15 protein-coding genes and 1 tRNA gene are annotated in these 16,206 nt (G+C 45.7%); 10 read left to right on the forward strand and 6 right to left on the reverse strand.

Annotation, left to right across the window (positions count from 1 at the left end):
• Positions 1-23: 23 nt before the first annotated feature.
• Both CBI30_RS07670 and pgi read right to left on the reverse strand, forming a co-directional pair.
• Positions 24-1,409, reverse strand: a complete 1,386-nt coding sequence (locus CBI30_RS07670; protein ID WP_088527723.1) for a phosphomannomutase/phosphoglucomutase — start codon at positions 1,407-1,409, stop codon at positions 24-26.
• Positions 1,410-1,468: 59 nt separating this feature from the next.
• A complete protein-coding gene (pgi, locus tag CBI30_RS07675; protein WP_088527724.1) occupies positions 1,469-2,959 on the reverse strand; it encodes a glucose-6-phosphate isomerase in 1,491 nt (496 codons plus the stop codon).
• Between the two features lie 143 nt (positions 2,960-3,102).
• Here pgi and CBI30_RS07680 point away from each other — a divergent pair, with 143 nt between their 5' ends.
• Together CBI30_RS07680 and CBI30_RS07685 are read left to right on the forward strand one after the other, a co-directional pair.
• On the forward strand, positions 3,103-4,239 hold the full coding sequence (locus tag CBI30_RS07680; RefSeq protein ID WP_088527725.1) for an NAD(P)/FAD-dependent oxidoreductase: 1,137 nt from the start codon (positions 3,103-3,105) through the stop codon (positions 4,237-4,239).
• A 19-nt stretch (positions 4,240-4,258) separates the two neighbouring features.
• A tRNA-Ser gene (locus CBI30_RS07685) sits at positions 4,259-4,348 on the forward strand.
• 126 nt (positions 4,349-4,474) lie between these two features.
• Here the strand turns inward: CBI30_RS07685 and CBI30_RS07690 are convergent.
• Both CBI30_RS07690 and CBI30_RS07695 read right to left on the reverse strand, forming a co-directional pair.
• Positions 4,475-5,782, reverse strand: coding sequence for a type II toxin-antitoxin system HipA family toxin (locus tag CBI30_RS07690; RefSeq protein WP_088527726.1), 1,308 nt, complete (start codon positions 5,780-5,782; stop codon positions 4,475-4,477).
• Entirely contained in the window at positions 5,782-6,156 is a 375-nt protein-coding gene (locus tag CBI30_RS07695; RefSeq protein WP_240553537.1) for a helix-turn-helix domain-containing protein, read from the reverse strand. The genes CBI30_RS07690 and CBI30_RS07695 overlap by 1 nt, the downstream gene beginning before the upstream one ends.
• 345 nt (positions 6,157-6,501) lie before the next feature.
• Between CBI30_RS07695 and CBI30_RS07700 the strand changes: the two genes are divergently transcribed.
• Positions 6,502-6,753 (forward strand): helix-turn-helix transcriptional regulator, encoded by a 252-nt coding sequence (locus tag CBI30_RS07700; protein WP_088527728.1) that lies wholly within the window; start codon positions 6,502-6,504, stop codon positions 6,751-6,753.
• A gap of 138 nt (positions 6,754-6,891) precedes the next feature.
• Here CBI30_RS07700 and CBI30_RS07705 read toward each other — a convergent pair whose 3' ends face one another.
• The gene (locus CBI30_RS07705) at positions 6,892-7,473 is read right to left on the reverse strand and encodes a hypothetical protein (RefSeq protein WP_143744375.1); all 582 of its coding nucleotides are present in this window, start codon (positions 7,471-7,473) and stop codon (positions 6,892-6,894) included.
• A 240-nt stretch (positions 7,474-7,713) separates the two neighbouring features.
• Here CBI30_RS07705 and CBI30_RS07710 point away from each other — a divergent pair, with 240 nt between their 5' ends.
• From CBI30_RS07710 to CBI30_RS07730, 5 genes are all read left to right on the forward strand, one after another.
• The gene (locus tag CBI30_RS07710) at positions 7,714-8,097 is read left to right on the forward strand and encodes a DUF1924 domain-containing protein (protein ID WP_088527730.1); all 384 of its coding nucleotides are present in this window, start codon (positions 7,714-7,716) and stop codon (positions 8,095-8,097) included.
• 5 nt (positions 8,098-8,102) lie between these two features.
• Positions 8,103-8,570: a diheme cytochrome c gene (locus tag CBI30_RS07715; protein WP_240553538.1), complete on the forward strand. Its 468-nt coding sequence runs from the start codon at positions 8,103-8,105 to the stop codon at positions 8,568-8,570.
• 20 nt (positions 8,571-8,590) lie between these two features.
• Complete coding sequence (locus tag CBI30_RS07720) at positions 8,591-9,265, forward strand: cytochrome b/b6 domain-containing protein (protein WP_088527801.1); 675 nt, start codon at positions 8,591-8,593, stop codon at positions 9,263-9,265.
• Positions 9,266-9,313: 48 nt separating this feature from the next.
• A complete protein-coding gene (locus tag CBI30_RS07725; RefSeq protein ID WP_088527731.1) occupies positions 9,314-10,756 on the forward strand; it encodes a sensor histidine kinase in 1,443 nt (480 codons plus the stop codon).
• A gap of 95 nt (positions 10,757-10,851) precedes the next feature.
• Positions 10,852-12,954 carry an alkyl/aryl-sulfatase gene (locus tag CBI30_RS07730; protein WP_206075609.1) on the forward strand — a complete coding sequence of 701 codons (2,103 nt, stop codon included), beginning with the start codon at positions 10,852-10,854 and terminating at the stop codon, positions 12,952-12,954.
• A gap of 75 nt (positions 12,955-13,029) precedes the next feature.
• On the opposite strand, the gene CBI30_RS07735 is transcribed toward CBI30_RS07730, so the two are convergent.
• Positions 13,030-14,244 carry a CaiB/BaiF CoA transferase family protein gene (locus CBI30_RS07735; RefSeq protein ID WP_088527803.1) on the reverse strand — a complete coding sequence of 405 codons (1,215 nt, stop codon included), beginning with the start codon at positions 14,242-14,244 and terminating at the stop codon, positions 13,030-13,032.
• A gap of 78 nt (positions 14,245-14,322) precedes the next feature.
• Between CBI30_RS07735 and CBI30_RS07740 the strand changes: the two genes are divergently transcribed.
• Positions 14,323-15,321, forward strand: coding sequence for a Bug family tripartite tricarboxylate transporter substrate binding protein (locus tag CBI30_RS07740; protein WP_161492287.1), 999 nt, complete (start codon positions 14,323-14,325; stop codon positions 15,319-15,321).
• A 72-nt stretch (positions 15,322-15,393) separates the two neighbouring features.
• Positions 15,394-16,197 carry an enoyl-CoA hydratase/isomerase family protein gene (locus CBI30_RS07745; protein ID WP_088527733.1) on the forward strand — a complete coding sequence of 268 codons (804 nt, stop codon included), beginning with the start codon at positions 15,394-15,396 and terminating at the stop codon, positions 16,195-16,197.
• Positions 16,198-16,206 lie beyond the last annotated feature (9 nt).

The raw sequence follows: 16,206 nt of genomic DNA on the forward strand, positions 1-16,206 counted from the left end.
TGGCGACGAACCACTTCAATTCGTTAAAACGGTAGCTTTGCCCCTGGCTTAGCCGCCAATAGCGCCACCTTAAACTCTGCCTGAATGCGCTTAATAGCCTCTTCGCTATCTGCTTCAAAGCGCATGACCACTACTGGGGTGGTGTTGGATGGCCTTGCAAGACCAAAGCCATCAACATATTCCACGCGTACGCCATCAATCGTATTAATGGATTCGGAAGTGGGGAACTTGGCATTCGCTTTAATGGTCTCTAGCAATGCAAATGGCTCACCTTCAACACAGGCCAATTGCAGCTCTGGAGTACAGATTGCATTAGGCAGGTTATTGAGCGTATCACTAGGATTATTCTCTTTACTCAGAATCTCTAGCAAGCGTGCGCCTGTATAGAGACCATCATCAAAACCAAACCAACGGTCTTTGAAGAAGATATGACCACTCATCTCGCCGGCAAGTGGGGCACCCGTTTCTTTGAGTTTCGCTTTTACTAATGAATGACCTGTCTTCCACATGATGGGCTCGCCGCCATGCTCTTTCACATAGGTAGCTAAATTACGAGTGCACTTCACATCGTAAATAATTTGACCGCCTGGATTTCGGCTGAGAACGTCTTTTGCAAACAGCATCATTTGGCGGTCTGGGAAAATCACTTGACCATCTTTGGTAACAACGCCCAAACGATCAGCATCGCCATCAAAGGCAAGACCTAATTCATTGTCGGTAGTCTGAAGATTCTTGATGAGATCTTGCAAGTTCTCAATGTGCGCTGGATCTGGATGATGGTTTGGAAAATGACCATCCACTTCGCAAAATAACTCTTGGACTTCGCAGCCTAGGGCTCTGAAGAGTTTTCCAGCAAATGCGCCGCCAACACCATTGCCGCAATCAACTGCGATCTTCATAGGGCGAGTAATCTTTATATCGCCTACGATGTAGTTGAGGTACATCGGGAAAATATCAAAGGTGCTTCGACTTCCTTGGCCGGCAGCAAATTTCTTAGCTTCAATGCGTTTACGTAAATCCTGAATCTGTTCACCATAAATAGCCGATGTGCCCAAGACCATTTTGAAACCGTTGTAGTTCGGAGGATTGTGGCTACCGGTAATCATGATGCCGGACTTCGGTGTTTTGCCATTAATCGTGTGATTAGCAGCAAAGTACACCATCGGTGTTGCCACCATGCCCAGATCAATCACATTAATTCCAGTAGAAAGCAGGCCTTCAGTCAGCGCCTCTATCAGACTTGGTCCGGATAGACGGCCATCGCGACCGATGACGATATCAGTCTCGCCAAGTTCACGCATTTCAGTACCAAATGCTTGGCCAATCAACTTGGCGATTGAGGGATCTAAAGTCTCATCAATAATGCCGCGGATGTCATAAGCTTTAAAAATTGATGGGGACAATTGCATTGCAAATCCTTCAGAAAAAACCCCAATCGTTTTATTAGGGTGTATTAAGTTTATTGATTCTATGAATTTAGAAAATTAATGCGGGCGGCAGTAACTGCATCAATTTCTGCGCTTGCCTGAATATTATTTTGATGGCTTGTTAAAGCCTTCTCAATCGGCTTGGCTAAGACCTTGCCGTATTCAACACCAGGCTGATCAAAGCTATTGATATTCCAGAGAGCGCCTAATGTTGCCGTGCGATTCTCGTACAGAGCAAGTAGGGCGCCAAGATAAAAAGCATTGAGCTTTGGTAGTAACAAAAGATTACTAGGGCGCTTGCCTGGGTACACATTGTTCGGATTCACATCATCTTTACCATTAGCTAGTGCTTGGGCTTGCGCTAAGCAGTTGGATAGCAAAATATGGTGGTGTGCTACAGCTTCGGGTCGATCACTCATTGGCTCACGTACGGCGATGAAATCAATCGGGATAATTTCAGTACCTTGGTGGAGGAGTTGGAAGTACGAGTGTTGCGCATTACTTCCAGCACTCCCAAACACGATCGGAGAAGAATGCTTTACTGGCTTGCCGTCACGGTCAATACTTTTGCCATTGCTTTCCATATCGAGTTGTTGCAACCACTTCGGAAACCAATCTAAAGCATCCGCATACGGAATGACTGCGTAGGCTTTGATGTCATGTTTCTGCTGCTGGTAAAGCAAAGCGAGCGCCATGATGACGGGTAGATTTTCTTCAAGAGGCGCATTCTTAAAATGCAAATCTATAGATTCAGCACCGGCCAGAAACTGCTTAAATGTCTCAAAGCCGTATTGCAGGGCAATTGGAAGGCCAACTGCTGACCATACTGAGTAACGACCACCAACCCAATCCCAGAAGGGGTAAATGTTGTCTTCTTCAATACCAAATTCTTTGGCGGCAGTAACGTTTGCAGTGACTGCATACAAAGCATGGGCAATTTGACTTTTGGTGCAGTCGTTCTCTTTGAGCCAGGCAACCACTGCTTTGGCATTCATTGTAGTTTCAAGCGTGGTGAAAGACTTGGAAACAATGAGGACACGAGTGCTATGCGGTTGAGCGTGCGCCAAGATGCGGGCTAGTTCAGCAGTATCAATATTGGCCAAGAAATGCATGCGCATGCCGCGACTTTCAATACCGGGTACATGGGCTAAAGCTTCAATAGCTAAGCGCGGGCCAAAGTCAGATCCACCAATACCAATATGAATAACATCGGTAACGCCAACCCATTTATTGCAGAGCGCATCAATGCGGCGCCACACATCATCAACTGCTGGCATGACATCTGCGCCATTGATCAAGACAGGAGTTTTAGAAAGGTTACGAAGCGCTGAATGCAGGGCGGGACGATCTTCACTGTTATTAATGTGTTTGCCGGCGAACATATCTGCAATGAATTGCTCTAAGCCACTTTGGCGAGCGCTGGCAAATAAGTTCTTCCAGTCGCTGTCGCTGATACCCTGATAGGCAGTATCCAACACTACATTGATTGCGGAATGAAGGGGCTGGGGGCTTGAGTAGGGTTGCAAAGACATTGCTAGATTCTAGCAATAAGGATGCCAAAGCCCCCTTAAAACACTGAAAATGTTACGATTTCACGAAGATGTACACATTAATAGCAAGATTGTCATAATTAATTTAGATGTTGCGGCTATCAATATCAGTAGAAAGATCCTAAATGGAGCAGGTGGATTGTGTAGTTGTAGGTGCGGGTGTAGTTGGGCTGGCTGTTGCCCGTGAGATGGCTCTGCAGGGTCGTGAAACCATTCTGCTCGAGCGTGAAGACTCCTTTGGCACTATTAGCAGTGCTCGCAATAGCGAAGTCATCCATGCAGGGATTTATTACCCCAAAGACTCTCTCAAGGCAAAGCTCTGCGTAGAAGGTAATCGCCTTTTATATGAATACTGCCGCAGTCATCAAGTGGGCACGCAGGCTTATGGAAAACTCATTGTTGCTGCCGATGCAAATCAGCTAGATGATCTGCAGGCGATTTTGTACAAAGCCCAAAACAATCAAGTTCCCGATATTAAGATGATTTCAGGGGCGCAGGCCAAAGCGCTGGAACCTCAGTTGCAATGTGAGGCAGCAGTACTCTCTAGCTCTACGGGCGTAGTAGATAGCCATGGTTTGATGCTTTCCTTACTGGGTGGCTTTGAAGATGCGGGTGGCATGGTTGCCTATCAATCCCCATTGCTCGGCGCCAAACCGATTGGCAATAATGCCGAGGGAGGCTTTGAGCTCACTATTGGTGGTACCGATGGCATGCTAATTCAGACTAAGTTACTGATTAACTGTGCGGGACTGAGTGCCCCAGCGCTAGCCCAAAAAATTGAAGGTTTATCCAAAGAGCAAATCCCCAAAGCCTATTTTGCAAAAGGAAACTATTTTTCCTTATCTGGCAAATCCCCATTCAGCCATTTAATTTATCCCATCCCCGAGCCGGGTGGCTTAGGAGTTCATCTCACCTTGGATATGGGCGGTCAAGCCAAGTTTGGACCGGATGTTGAATGGCTAGAAATCGAAGAAGAGGGGCAAATTAACTATACGGTCGATGCTAGGCGGGGAGAGGGCTTTTATGCTGCAGTCAGACAATACTGGCCTGGCCTCAAGGATGGCTCTTTACAGCCCGACTACTCTGGTGTGAGGGCAAAAATCGTACCTTCGAATGCGCTAGCTGGAGACTTTTACTTTGATGGACCGCACCAACATCAACTTCAGGGGCTGTTTAATCTATATGGCTTTGAGTCCCCGGGCTTAACCTCCTGCTTGGCAATTGCGCAGTATTTAGAGGCTCAAATCAAAAGTTCTTTATAATTCAGGACTCAAATCGCAAGGAAGAGTGGCAGAGCGGTTGAATGCACCAGTCTTGAAAACTGGCGAGGATGAAAGTCCTCCGTGAGTTCGAATCTCACCTCTTCCGCCATATACGACAGCAGAGCCCCTAACCATGGGGCTCTTTGTTTTTGAGGGCTTTCTACGCACCAGCAAAACGTTGTCTGAGCCTGCCCCCTCATGGAGTCTGAAGGGTGGCCTTAGGTAAAAATCTAAATTAAGCTTTAGCTAGAGTTTTGATTAATTCAGGACTACAAATATCATCAATATGCCTAAAGGCCCGGGAGATTCCTTCGATTTGATCCGCAGGAATTCCAAGACTTTCGAAGTGTGTTTTCCATTGTCTAGTTACTCGCCAGACGCGATCGATGATAGAGCTTGCTTGCTGTGCGGATAGACCAAAACGCTCTTTGGCGGCATAGGCATTATCTAGGGTTGCTAGTTTGCCCTGAGCTCCAACGCCTAGATGTTGATAACGCTCACTTGCGATGACTGCATGTGGCATAACATCGTAGAGTGGACTTAGGCTCCAGCCTTTAAGCTCATGATTCCATAAGAATGCATGATTACGTAGATGATCATCATCGTTACTCACAAAAAGATTCAAGATCATGCGTGCATATAGTTCTTCAATATCAGATTTAACTGTTTTAACCACGCAATATCTGCGTATAGCATCCGCGATATCCATATAGCTTTTTGTATTTGACTCTGATTCGTGGCAAGCAACTAGTGTGAGGGCGCTAACGACATGATGACGAATCTCTACTGAGCGAGCAAAAGCAGTCCAGGAGCGATCAAAGCGTTTGACCATCAACACCGTTTTATTTCCGACTTGCTCTAATTGAGTTTGCGCTACATTAAGACCAGCTAACTCTGCAAGTTTAAGTGTGGCGTATTCAATGCTAGGCACATCTAAAGCCCCATCATTGTTGCCTGGGAACTTGGCCATCCACAAAATGTTTTCATCATCACGCACACTTGCTTTTGGACGCATGCCCCCTAAACCGCTACCTACAATCAAAATTCTGGATAGTGCCTCGGAAACTGGTAAGCCCGCCTCAATCTTTTGCGCACCCTCTAGTATGTAAGACAGATTGTGGATACTTTCGTGTGCAGGGCGCTCCTCTTGATCTAGTGAAGATCGAACATCTAAGGCTCCAATGCGATCGCTACCAGCTTCAAGTAGGTAGGTTGATTCTGGAAGGCTATTGGCTGGCACCTTAAGCCTAGCTTCAATAACTCTTCTTCCCCATGAATCAGGAGCAGCATCACGAATTCCGCCAAAAGCCTCTAGGCCATTTGGTGGAACGAGGCGCTTACCTTTGAGCTCGCTTTTATTTTTGAGGCCAAGTGCGACGGGATCAACTTCTTGTGCGTTACCCCTATCTAAGTATCGCAAACCATAGGCAAATGAAGAGGCAATGAGCCTTGATCCTTCTTCATCTACTTGCAGTTGTCCTGCTGGGACAAATTCACCATCAAGATTCGCAAATACAAACAGGTCTTTAGTTGTGTTTGCCATTAGAAATCAAGCGCTTTCATTTCCGCTGTATTTAAGTCACGTATGCGTTGAGGGCGCGAACGACGCTGCAATGCAATGATCGCTGGATCAGTGCCGCTCAAGAGCTGCAATAAGGTCATGCCTGGAGCAATTGCATCCAAGTAACGCAGAAGTGCGCCAATGGCAACGCCAGGATCACCTTTCTCGATGCGTTGGGCTGTGGCGCGAGATAAACCTGCGCGAACTGCAGCCTCACCTTGGCGAACATGACGCGCAAGACGCAAGGAAACTAGGCATTGCGCCATTTCAGCGGATTGGCCAAGTTGCTTTGATGCTAGGGTTAGCTGTTGATCTACGCGCATAGTTGCCTCATGCATTTTGTTAAGTATGGGCATTAATATACCTATTTAGATGCCATTGGTCAATAAAAATGACTCATAAATAAGTCCTTAAGTGTCATAATGATTTATTTATGAGTCATTTATTGATTTAAGAAGTCGGGGTAGATGGGCTTATTTCCGTCAAGGGCCCCCAAAGGGGTGGCTTGCGTTTCCTTGACAGCCACGATCAAAGAAACGCTCTTATATGCCCAAGGTGGCGCAAGACACACTGGGCATAAAGACCCACAGCATGCCCACAAGCGCCATCCTAACTAGCTCATTTAATAAGATTTCCCGATCGGGAATATATGCCTATAATTTAAGCATTAAAGCAATCCATTTCCCGATAAGGAAATATTTATGAGCAAACTAATACATAACTCCGTAGATTTAGGCCGCTTGGTGCGTGAAACGCGCAAGCGCTTGAAGTTGACTCAGCCTCAATTGGCGCTAGCCGCTAATGTGGGCGTCAGGTTCATTGTCGAGTTAGAGGCTGGCAAGCCTACTCTGAGATTTGAAAATATCCTAAGGGTATTGCAATCCTTGGGTGGCGTATTGAGCGTTGATGGCATGGACTCATTTATTAGCCATGCACAAGAAGGAATGCTTTAAATGGATCGACAACTTCGAGTTTAGCGGGCGCTATAGAGCTCTAAATAACCGATTTTCCCTGGAACGTGGATATTAATAATGAAAAAAATCCCAGCAATCACTTGCTGGGATTTTGTCTTTCTAGTAACTAGAAAAGAATTACTTCTTAGCAGCTGGTGCGCTTACTACTGCAGCAATTGCCTCTGTGTAGACCACTTTAACTTGGTCATTAACAGCGATGTCTTTCATCAAGTCAGGATTCTGAACTTTAACTTTGAAGATATTCCCTTGAGGACCTTTTAAAGACACGATATTTTTAACTGTATCAATCGCTTCAACATTGGCAGTAGCAGTAATGGTGTTAGTAGTGATCATGCCTGGCTTGTCGCCTTGGGGAGCAGTAGCAGTGGTAGTAGTGACTTGCTCGCTTGTTGCACCAGGATTTTTAACCTTAACCAATTCAATAGCTACGGCTAGTTCGTAGACCACATCAAAACGATCGCCCACTTTAATTTCAGCAAAGTTCTTTACTTCTGGGCCAGCAACAATGGTGGATTCACCATCTTTGTTTTTGAGGGTAACGGTACGGGTTGCAGCATCAATCTTGATGACTTCGCCGTCATAAATGAGCGCGGCTTCTTGGGCAGCTATGCCAGCAATAGGAGCCTTTGGTTTGTTAAGAGCGAGATAGGCGCCGATTGCGATAGCAGCAAGAACGACAACAATGAGTATTTTTTTCATAACGGTATTAATCCTTAATAAATTGAGGCGCATCATCTTTAAACGGTAATGCGGTATTTGATAAATGCACTTGTTTTAGCACTTGTATCGATTGTATTACCCATGCCAATAATCAGAATGAATTTTCCAGGCGTATACACAAAATGCCCTTGAATACCTGACTATTTTGCTTATTTATAGGGTCGGTCTGTCACATCAATAGCCCATACTGAGAAAGGCATACAAAAAAGAGGGGTATTTATGCTTTTGAAATTCATCACCGCATTACTTCTGGTGACAGCGGCAATGTCTGCAAGTGCAGCCATGCCATCTGATTTGCTTAAGTCTTACGAGGCTGCGTCTGGTAAGGCATCTCCCGCGAAAGGCGAGCAATTTTTCAATGCCAAACACGGTAAGGAATGGAGTTGCGCCTCTTGTCATGAAAATCCTCCTAATCACGACACCAAACATATCGTTACTGGCAAGGTGATCAAACCTCTTGCTCCTAGTGCCAATCCTGCTCGTTTCACTGATGAAGCCAAGGCGGATAAATGGTTTAAGCGCAATTGCAATGATGTGCTTGGCAGAGAATGTACTGCGCAAGAGAAGGCTGATGTTCTATCTTGGTTGATGACTGTGAAATGAGTTCCATGAAAATGAAAAAAACGATATTTATTGCGACTGCCTTGCTGCTGGCGTCTTCAACTGCATTTGCTGGAAAAATGGCAATGCCTTCGGATGCGCCAGCTTCATACGAAGCCGAGTGTGCCAGTTGTCACATGGCCTATCCACCAGCACTATTAAGTCAACAGAGTTGGAAAAATGTGATGTCCGGACTAGCAAAGCACTTTGGTACGGATGCGAGCGTCGATCCGAAAACACAAGCTGAAATCACTAGCTGGCTAGTGAAGAACGCCGCCACTCGGCAGAAGTACAGTGAGACTGCCCCTGAAAATCGCATTAGTAAAACTTCCTGGTTTATACGTAAGCATGATGAGATCAAGCCAGATGTATGGAAGAGGGCGGGTATCAAGAGCGCCGCAAACTGCGGAGCCTGCCACATCGATGCCGCTAAAGGAAACTTTAGCGAGAACAATATTAAGATCCCAGCGAAATGAGTCATGAAGTGAATGAGCAAATGAATAAGCCAATGAGTAATGCAGTCGGTGCAACTGGAAAACTACGGCAAATGATCTTAGTGTGGGATATGCCGGTGCGCGTATTTCATTGGTTATTGGTGATTTGTTTTGCCGGTGCGTGGCTTACTTCCGAAAGTGAGCGCCTCCAGATGATTCATTATGCTTTTGGCTATACGGCATGCTTTCTGATATTGATACGCTTAGTGTGGGGTGTGATCGGAACGCGTTACGCGCGATTTAGCCAATTTCTAAAAAGCCCCAAGGCAGTCCTAGGGCACTTTATGGCCATGCTGCGCGGACATCCCCATCATGATGTTGGTCATAATCCTGCCGGCGGTTTAGTGATGGTTGTGCTCATGGTTTTGATTCTGGTGATTGGCTTATCCGGCTACCTCTCCGTTAAAGAAGTGTTGGGCGACTTTGCGGGTGAAATTCATGAGTCGGTCGCTAGCCTGGCATTGGCTGTCGTGATCCTGCATGTACTTGCAGCAATTATTATGAGTTTGCTGGAAAAGCAAAATCTTGTGCGATCTATGGTGAATGGAAAAAAACAGGGTATGCCAGAACAAGCAATTCGCTATCCACAATACCTAGTTGGTGCAGTCATTTTGCTTGGCTCCCTCTATTTCTTCTACCTCATTCTAAGTGGCGCTTTGCCTGCCCTGACGCAGTAAAGGCAATGTAGCGCTTCAGGGGCCAGTTGCCGTTGTACGATAGATAGCATGAAGCTTCTGATTGCCCTATATTTTTTTATTCTAGCCACCATTCAGCTTGGCTTGCTATTCGGCATTTATCACTATCACCGCTCTCAAGGTGATCTGAGGCCGAATCGGTATTGGATGAGTTCATTGGTGGTAAATATCATTGCTTTGCTGATCTTCGGAGGGGGCATCCTGGTAATTCAGGGTTTAGAAAAGCCTGAGTTTAATTTCACGATTGCAAATACCTTGTTTTATATAGCTGCGATTTTTCAGCTCCTGTTTTGCAAGTCTCTGAACGGCCCCATTAGCAAGCGATTGCAATATAGCTTTGCGCTCTCCGTCATTATTTTTGTACCAACTTTTGAATTTCTTCGCACTTACGGAAATTATGAGATTCGTACGGCATTTATGTGTGTAATATCCGTCCTATTCTTCTCGTGGCAAATTGCGATGCTAAGTGATAAGAGAAGATCGACCCCTTCTCAACAGTTAATGTATTTGCAGTATGCAACCGTAGTCGAACTATTCTTTGCATTAGGTCGTCTGGGGGTTTTAGCCTCAACTTCTTTTACCATTAGTAAGGTTGAGCAAATTCCACAACTGTTGATTTTGCTGACAATAGCGCAGTTAGTAATTAATACACTTTCATACATTGCGCTGGGCGGCTATTGGGCAGAAAAGGTTATCTTAGCAAATATAAAATCGAAGAGTGAAAACGATGATATTAAAGCTCTGCTATCTGAGCGGGAAAGCTTGATTTCTCAACTGCTAAAGGCGAATAAAACAGCCGCTACAGGAGCCTTATCTGCATCCATTGCCCATGAATTGAATCAGCCATTAGGAGCTTCCTTCTTAAATATTCAATTTTTGCAAAAGAAGCTTGCAGAGGGAAGTTTAAGTGCGGAGCAGAACCAGGAAGTATTAGCAGCACTACTATCCGATAACCAAAGGGCGGCTACCATCATCCGGTCTTTGCGGTCTATTTTTTCCGATAGCAAGATCGACATCGAGCAAGTTGAACTTGGGGAGCTGATTGAATCTGTTCTCAAAATTACCAACCCAGAAATTCAATCAAAAAATATTCAAATAGTCCTGAGGCTTGCATCGAAATCACTGGCCAAAGTCAATCGAGGGGAAATTCAGCAGGTCCTGCTGAATTTGATCAACAATGCAATTCAAGCTCTGGATGCTTCCAATGTGGCCCCAAGAACCCTCAAAGTTGAAAGCTATGATGTAGCAGAGGGCATTGAATTGCGGGTTGTCGATAATGGTATTGGCATACCCGCTGAGACCAAATCCCACTTATTTGAATTACTTGCTGGAAGCAACAAAAAGTCGGGCATGGGATTGGGTTTATGGCTTTGCCAGCATATTGTTGGTCGACATGGTGGGCGCATCTCTTATGAAGATGCTCCTGGCGGAGGCGCTCAATTTGTTGTCTTCTTCCCCAAGTCTCCTGATTGAGCTATTAGCTCTTAGGCTAATTGCCCAATGGTGTGACTCTCTTTACATTCTTAAGGTAATATTTTTACCAATACTTGCAATTCTTCAAGGCTTCTATGAAAACTAGACTATCCCTCCTTGCTCTATCTATTGCCCTTATTTCCGGTAATTCTGCCATCGCTGCCGGAGGTGGTGGCGTTGTTGCTGATCCGGGCGCGATGCAAGGTAAGCACTTTGACTCCAAGGGTAAGGCTCCTTCAACATTTACCGTTGACTTGCAAAATGGCTTGCGTAAAACCTTGCCATTTGAAGATAAGCGTGACTTTGAAGAATCCAAAAGAGGCTTTATAGCAGCTCCTACTTATAAAACCATCATGGCCGATGCCGGTAACGTTGCTTGGGACATGGGTAGCTATGACTTCTTATTGCAAGGTAAAGATTTTGATAGCGTACATCCTTCTTTACAGCGTCAAGCGATTCTCAATATGGGTTATGGCCTCTATGAAGTCGTACCTGGAAAAATCTACCAAGTCCGCGGCTTTGACTTATCCAATATTAGTTTTGTCAAAACAAATACGGGTTGGATTGTCTTTGATCCCTTAACCTCAAAAGAAACAGCTAGGGCAGCTTTAGAGTTGGTTAATGAGAAGTTAGGCAAGCGCCCAGTTGTCGCAGTGGTCTACTCCCATTCACATGCCGATCACTTTGGTGGTGTACGTGGGGTAGTGGATGAGGCGGATGTGAAGAGTGGCAAGGTCAAAATTATTGCCCCAGCTGGCTTTATGGATCACGCGGTGGCAGAGAATGTATATGCCGGTAATGCCATGACACGCCGTTTGTATTTCCAGTATGGTGTTTTATTACCACGTAGCCCATTTGGTCACGTTGACCAGTCGATTGGTAAAAATACTGCAGCTGGTAACCTTGGCTTAATTGAGCCAACTATTCTCATTAATGAGCCATTTGAAAAAATGACGGTAGATGGCGTGGAGATGGAGTTCCAAAACACGCCTGGTACAGAAGCGCCAGCGGAGATGAATACCTATTTCCCGCAGATGAAGGCTTTCTGGGCCGCTGAAAATATCACTGGCACCATTCATAACATTTACACCTTACGTGGCGCATTAGTACGTGACGCCTTGGCATGGTCCAAAAACATCAACAATGCCTTATATCGCTATGGCAATGAAGCGCAGGTAATGTTCGCATCACATTCCTGGCCGCGCTGGGGTAATGATCGTGTACAAGAAGTGATGCGTACGCAGCGTGATAGCTATGCACACTTGAATAACGAAGTTCTCCATTTGGCAAACAATGGTGTGACGATTAATGAAGTGCATAACATATATAAGCAACCGGAGAGCTTAAAGTCTCAATGGGCAGCGCATAGCTACCATGGCTCAGAAGAGCACAACAGCCGTGCCGTCATCAATCGCTACTTGGGTTACTGGGACGCTAATCCTGCAACCTTGATTCCCTTGTCACCAAAAGATTCGGCGCCACTCTATGTGGAGATGATGGGTGGCTCAGGCAAGATCATGGCAAAGGGCAAACAACTTTACAAGCAAGGTAAATACCGTGAAGCGATGGAGATCGTAAATAAATTAGTTTACGCAGAGCCAAACAACACAGCAGCTAAAGACTTGCTTGCAGATATCTTTGAGCAAATCGGCTATCAAAAAGAAAGCCCGAGCGTGCGTAATAGCTTCTTGGGTGCTGCCTATGAATTACGTCATGGCATACCATCTGGGGCTTCACCAAAATCCAATGGCCCTGACATGATTAGAGCAATGACTACAGAGCTATGGTTGAATGCCTTGGCTATCAGCATGGATAGCAAAAAAGCTGCCGGCATGAAGTTCACTATCAACTTGAGCACTCCCGATAATGGCGAGAAGTTTGTCGTGGAGATGAGTAATTCTGCGCTGAACAATATTAAGGGTTACCAGGATAAAAATCCCAATCTGACAATCACCGTGAACCGTAGTGACTTAGAGAAAGTCATGGGCGGTCAAACCACTTTTGAAAAACTACAGGCCGAAGGAAAAGCCAAGTTTGATGGTGATCGCAAAGCATTTGAGCAACTGCGAAGCACGTTGACCACCTTTACTCCAGACTTTGAGTTGATGCCTGGTACGAAGGGTAAAGCAGCGCCCCCTGCTAAATTAAATAAAGATCCGTTTGAGGCTCCTCCAATCGCCAATTCAGATGGCGCTTAAATAAGGTCGGGCAGTAAGTAAGCAAAAAATGGGCTCCTTGGAGCCCATTTGTTTTTCCTGAAACAAGTCGATAACTCAGACTGCGAAAGCGCCACCATCGGTAAGAGCCTTCAAGTGATCACCAGAAATGCCTAACTCCTTGAGCACCTCATTGGTATGCTCGCCAAGAAGTGGAGGATGTCTAAAGACTTGTTGTGGGGTGCCCATCATTTTGACTGCAAAACCAATATTAGGAACCTTGCCTTCAATAGGATGATCAATCTCCATGCGCATCTGGCGATGTTTACCATGTTCGCTATCAAATGCTTGAGGGTAGGTATTAATTGGCCCTGCTGGAATGCCATCGGCCAGAAGTAACTCAACCCATTCTTCGCTGGTTTTGGTAGCGAAGGTCTTTTCGAGTTCTGCCGCCAGAATTAAACGATTGGCTAAGCGGAGGGGATTGGTTCTAAAAAGAGGGTCGTCAAATAATTCAGGGCGAGCAATTTTTTCACAGAGGAGTTTCCAGAGCTTCTGGTTAGTAGCCCCCATCACAAAGTAGCCATCAGAGGCTTTCATTGCCTGATAGGGCGCACTCATATGATTAGCAGTACCTAGCTTATATGGTTCAACTCCAGTGCCCCAGTATTGCGCTGTATCCCAGATTGAAAAGGCTAGTGCAGAATCAAACAGGGATGCATCGATAAATTGACCTTCACCAGATTTAGTTTTGCCAATATAGGCCGACAAAATTCCATAAACGGCAAAAAGTGCGCAGCCAATATCGGCTACTGGAACGCCTGCTTTGACTGGCGGGCCATCTGGATAGCCTGTGACACTCATCACGCCAGACATCGCTTGCGCCATGAGATCAAAGCCTGGGCGATCTGCCCAGGGGCCGGTTTGACCAAATCCCGAGATGCTGGCATAGACCAAGCCTGGATTGATGTCCTTAAGTGATGGATAGTCAACACCCAGTCTTTTCATGACACCCGGGCGATAGTTTTCGACCAAGATGTCAGCGGTCTTCACTAATTCAAAGAATACTTTTTTACCGGCTTCTGTTTTGAGGTTAAGGGTCACGCTACGTTTATTGCGATTCATATTCAGAAAGCCCATGCTGTCTGAGCCCTTCATCTTGAATCCCATTGCCCCACGTGTTTGATCACCAGTGCCTGGAGGCTCGATCTTGATGACATCAGCACCTAGGTCAGCCAAGAGCATGCAGCAGTAGGGGCCAGCCATTACTTGACTCACGTCAAGAACTCTGACGCCAGCCAGGGGTAGAGGCTTGCTAATAGGTGTTTTCATCATTGTCTCAATTGTTTTTATATGTTTAGATTGCAATGCTAATTGATAGCCATGAATATAAAACAAAATGGAGGCCGTATGAACAATAAATCCCCTCAGTGGATTTTGCGTAGCTTTGCTTATTTAGCATTAGGTGCGTGTGGCGCATTGCCACTTTTTGCAAGTGCTCAGCAAAATTTTCCCACTAAACCAATTCGTTTGATTGTGGGTTTCGCTCCTGGCGGCGGAACCGATATCGTAGCGCGTGCAATCGCTCCAAAGATGGGTGAGATCTTAGGTCAGAGCGTGATCATTGAAAATAAGTCTGGTGCCGCCGGAACTATCGGTGCTGACTTAGTTGCTAAGTCAAATCCAGATGGATACACCTTATTGATGGGTCACTCCAACTCCAATGCGATTTCTCCATTTGTACTGAAGAATGTTCCTTACAACCCTGCGACGGATTTCACTCCAATTACGTATTTGGGATATGTGCCTAATGTGTTGGTTGTGAAATCTTCTCTGCCGGTGAATACCGTTGCACAGTTAATCTCCTTGGCCAAGCAGAACCCAGGTCAAATGACGTACGGGTCCTCTGGCATTGGTAGTACGCAGCATCTAGCGGGTGCCTTGTTCTCTAAGATTGCTGGCGTAGAAATGAACCACGTGCCCTACAAAGGTAGCGGTCAAGCAATTGTAGATTTATTGGGCGGCCAAATTACGATGAACTTTGATACCTTGCCACCAAATTTGCAGCAAATCAGGCAGGGGAATTTGAAAGCATTGGCAATCTCTACTCCTAAGCGCTTGGCATTGCTTCCGAATGTACCGACCTTTAATGAAGTGGGCATCGTTGGCTTTGATGTCACCAATTGGTACTCCGTCATGGGTCCAAAAGGAATGGATCCTGCTTTAGTCAATAGGATTGATCAAGCAGTCAAGGCAGCTACGAATGATCCAGAGATTAAGAAAACATTGGATGCTCAAGGCTTGCAACCAGAAGGCCCAGCAACACCGGCAGCATTTAATCTCTTCTTAGCGGGTGAGTTGGCAAAGTATCAGCGCTTGGTAAAGAGCTTAAATATCAAGTCTGAATAATTTCTGCGCTGAGCTATTTGGTTATAGTGTTTACAGACCCTCTCTCTTGAATGAGGGAGGGTTTTTCATTTGATGACAACAGATAAAGACCTCCATCCAGATCGCCTTGCCGAAGTTCGCTTAGAGCTTCGCAATGGCATTGCACACATTACTTTTGATCATGTTGTTGCCCGCAATGCGATGACGGTAGGCATGTATCAAAGCCTTAAAAAGATTTGTGAAGAGTTGACCCAAAGCTCTGTAGCACGGGTCGCTATTTTGCGCGGTGCTGGCGGCAAGTCTTTTGTGTCGGGAAGTGATATTGCTCAGTTTGCAGGCTTTCAAAATGGCGATGATGGCATTCGCTATGAAGGGGGTATTGATGGCTATCTGTCCCCCTTGGCCATGCTGCCTTTTCCTACAATTGCAGTTATTGACGGGATGGCGGTAGGCGGAGGTCTTGCTATTGCTAGTTGCTGTGATTTTCGAATCTCTACACCAGATGCGCGCTTTGGAGTGCCGATTGCCAAAACACTTGGTAACTGCTTATCTGCAGGAAACGTAGCCTGGCTGGTTGCGCACCTCGGGGTGAATGTTGTTAAGCGCATGTTGTTATTGGCAGAGCTAGTAGCCGCTCCCGAACTACTTAAACAAGGCTATCTTTTAGCTACTTATCCTGCAGAAGATCTTGAGCATGAAGCTCATCAGTTGGCTAAGCGTTTGATGAGCTTGGCACCCATCACGCAAAAGTCCAGCAAGCAAACCCTAGCGCGGATTATCAAAAATAACTTACCGGATTGCAGTGATCTGATTCGGGAATGCTACGGCAGTGAAGATTTTAAGAATGGAGTAACTTCATTCTTAAAAGGTGAGCCACCTGTTTGGACAGGAAAGTAATCCCAATTC

Source organism: Polynucleobacter aenigmaticus (assembly GCF_002206635.1).
Taxonomy (GTDB): Bacteria; Pseudomonadota; Gammaproteobacteria; order Burkholderiales; family Burkholderiaceae; genus Polynucleobacter; species Polynucleobacter aenigmaticus.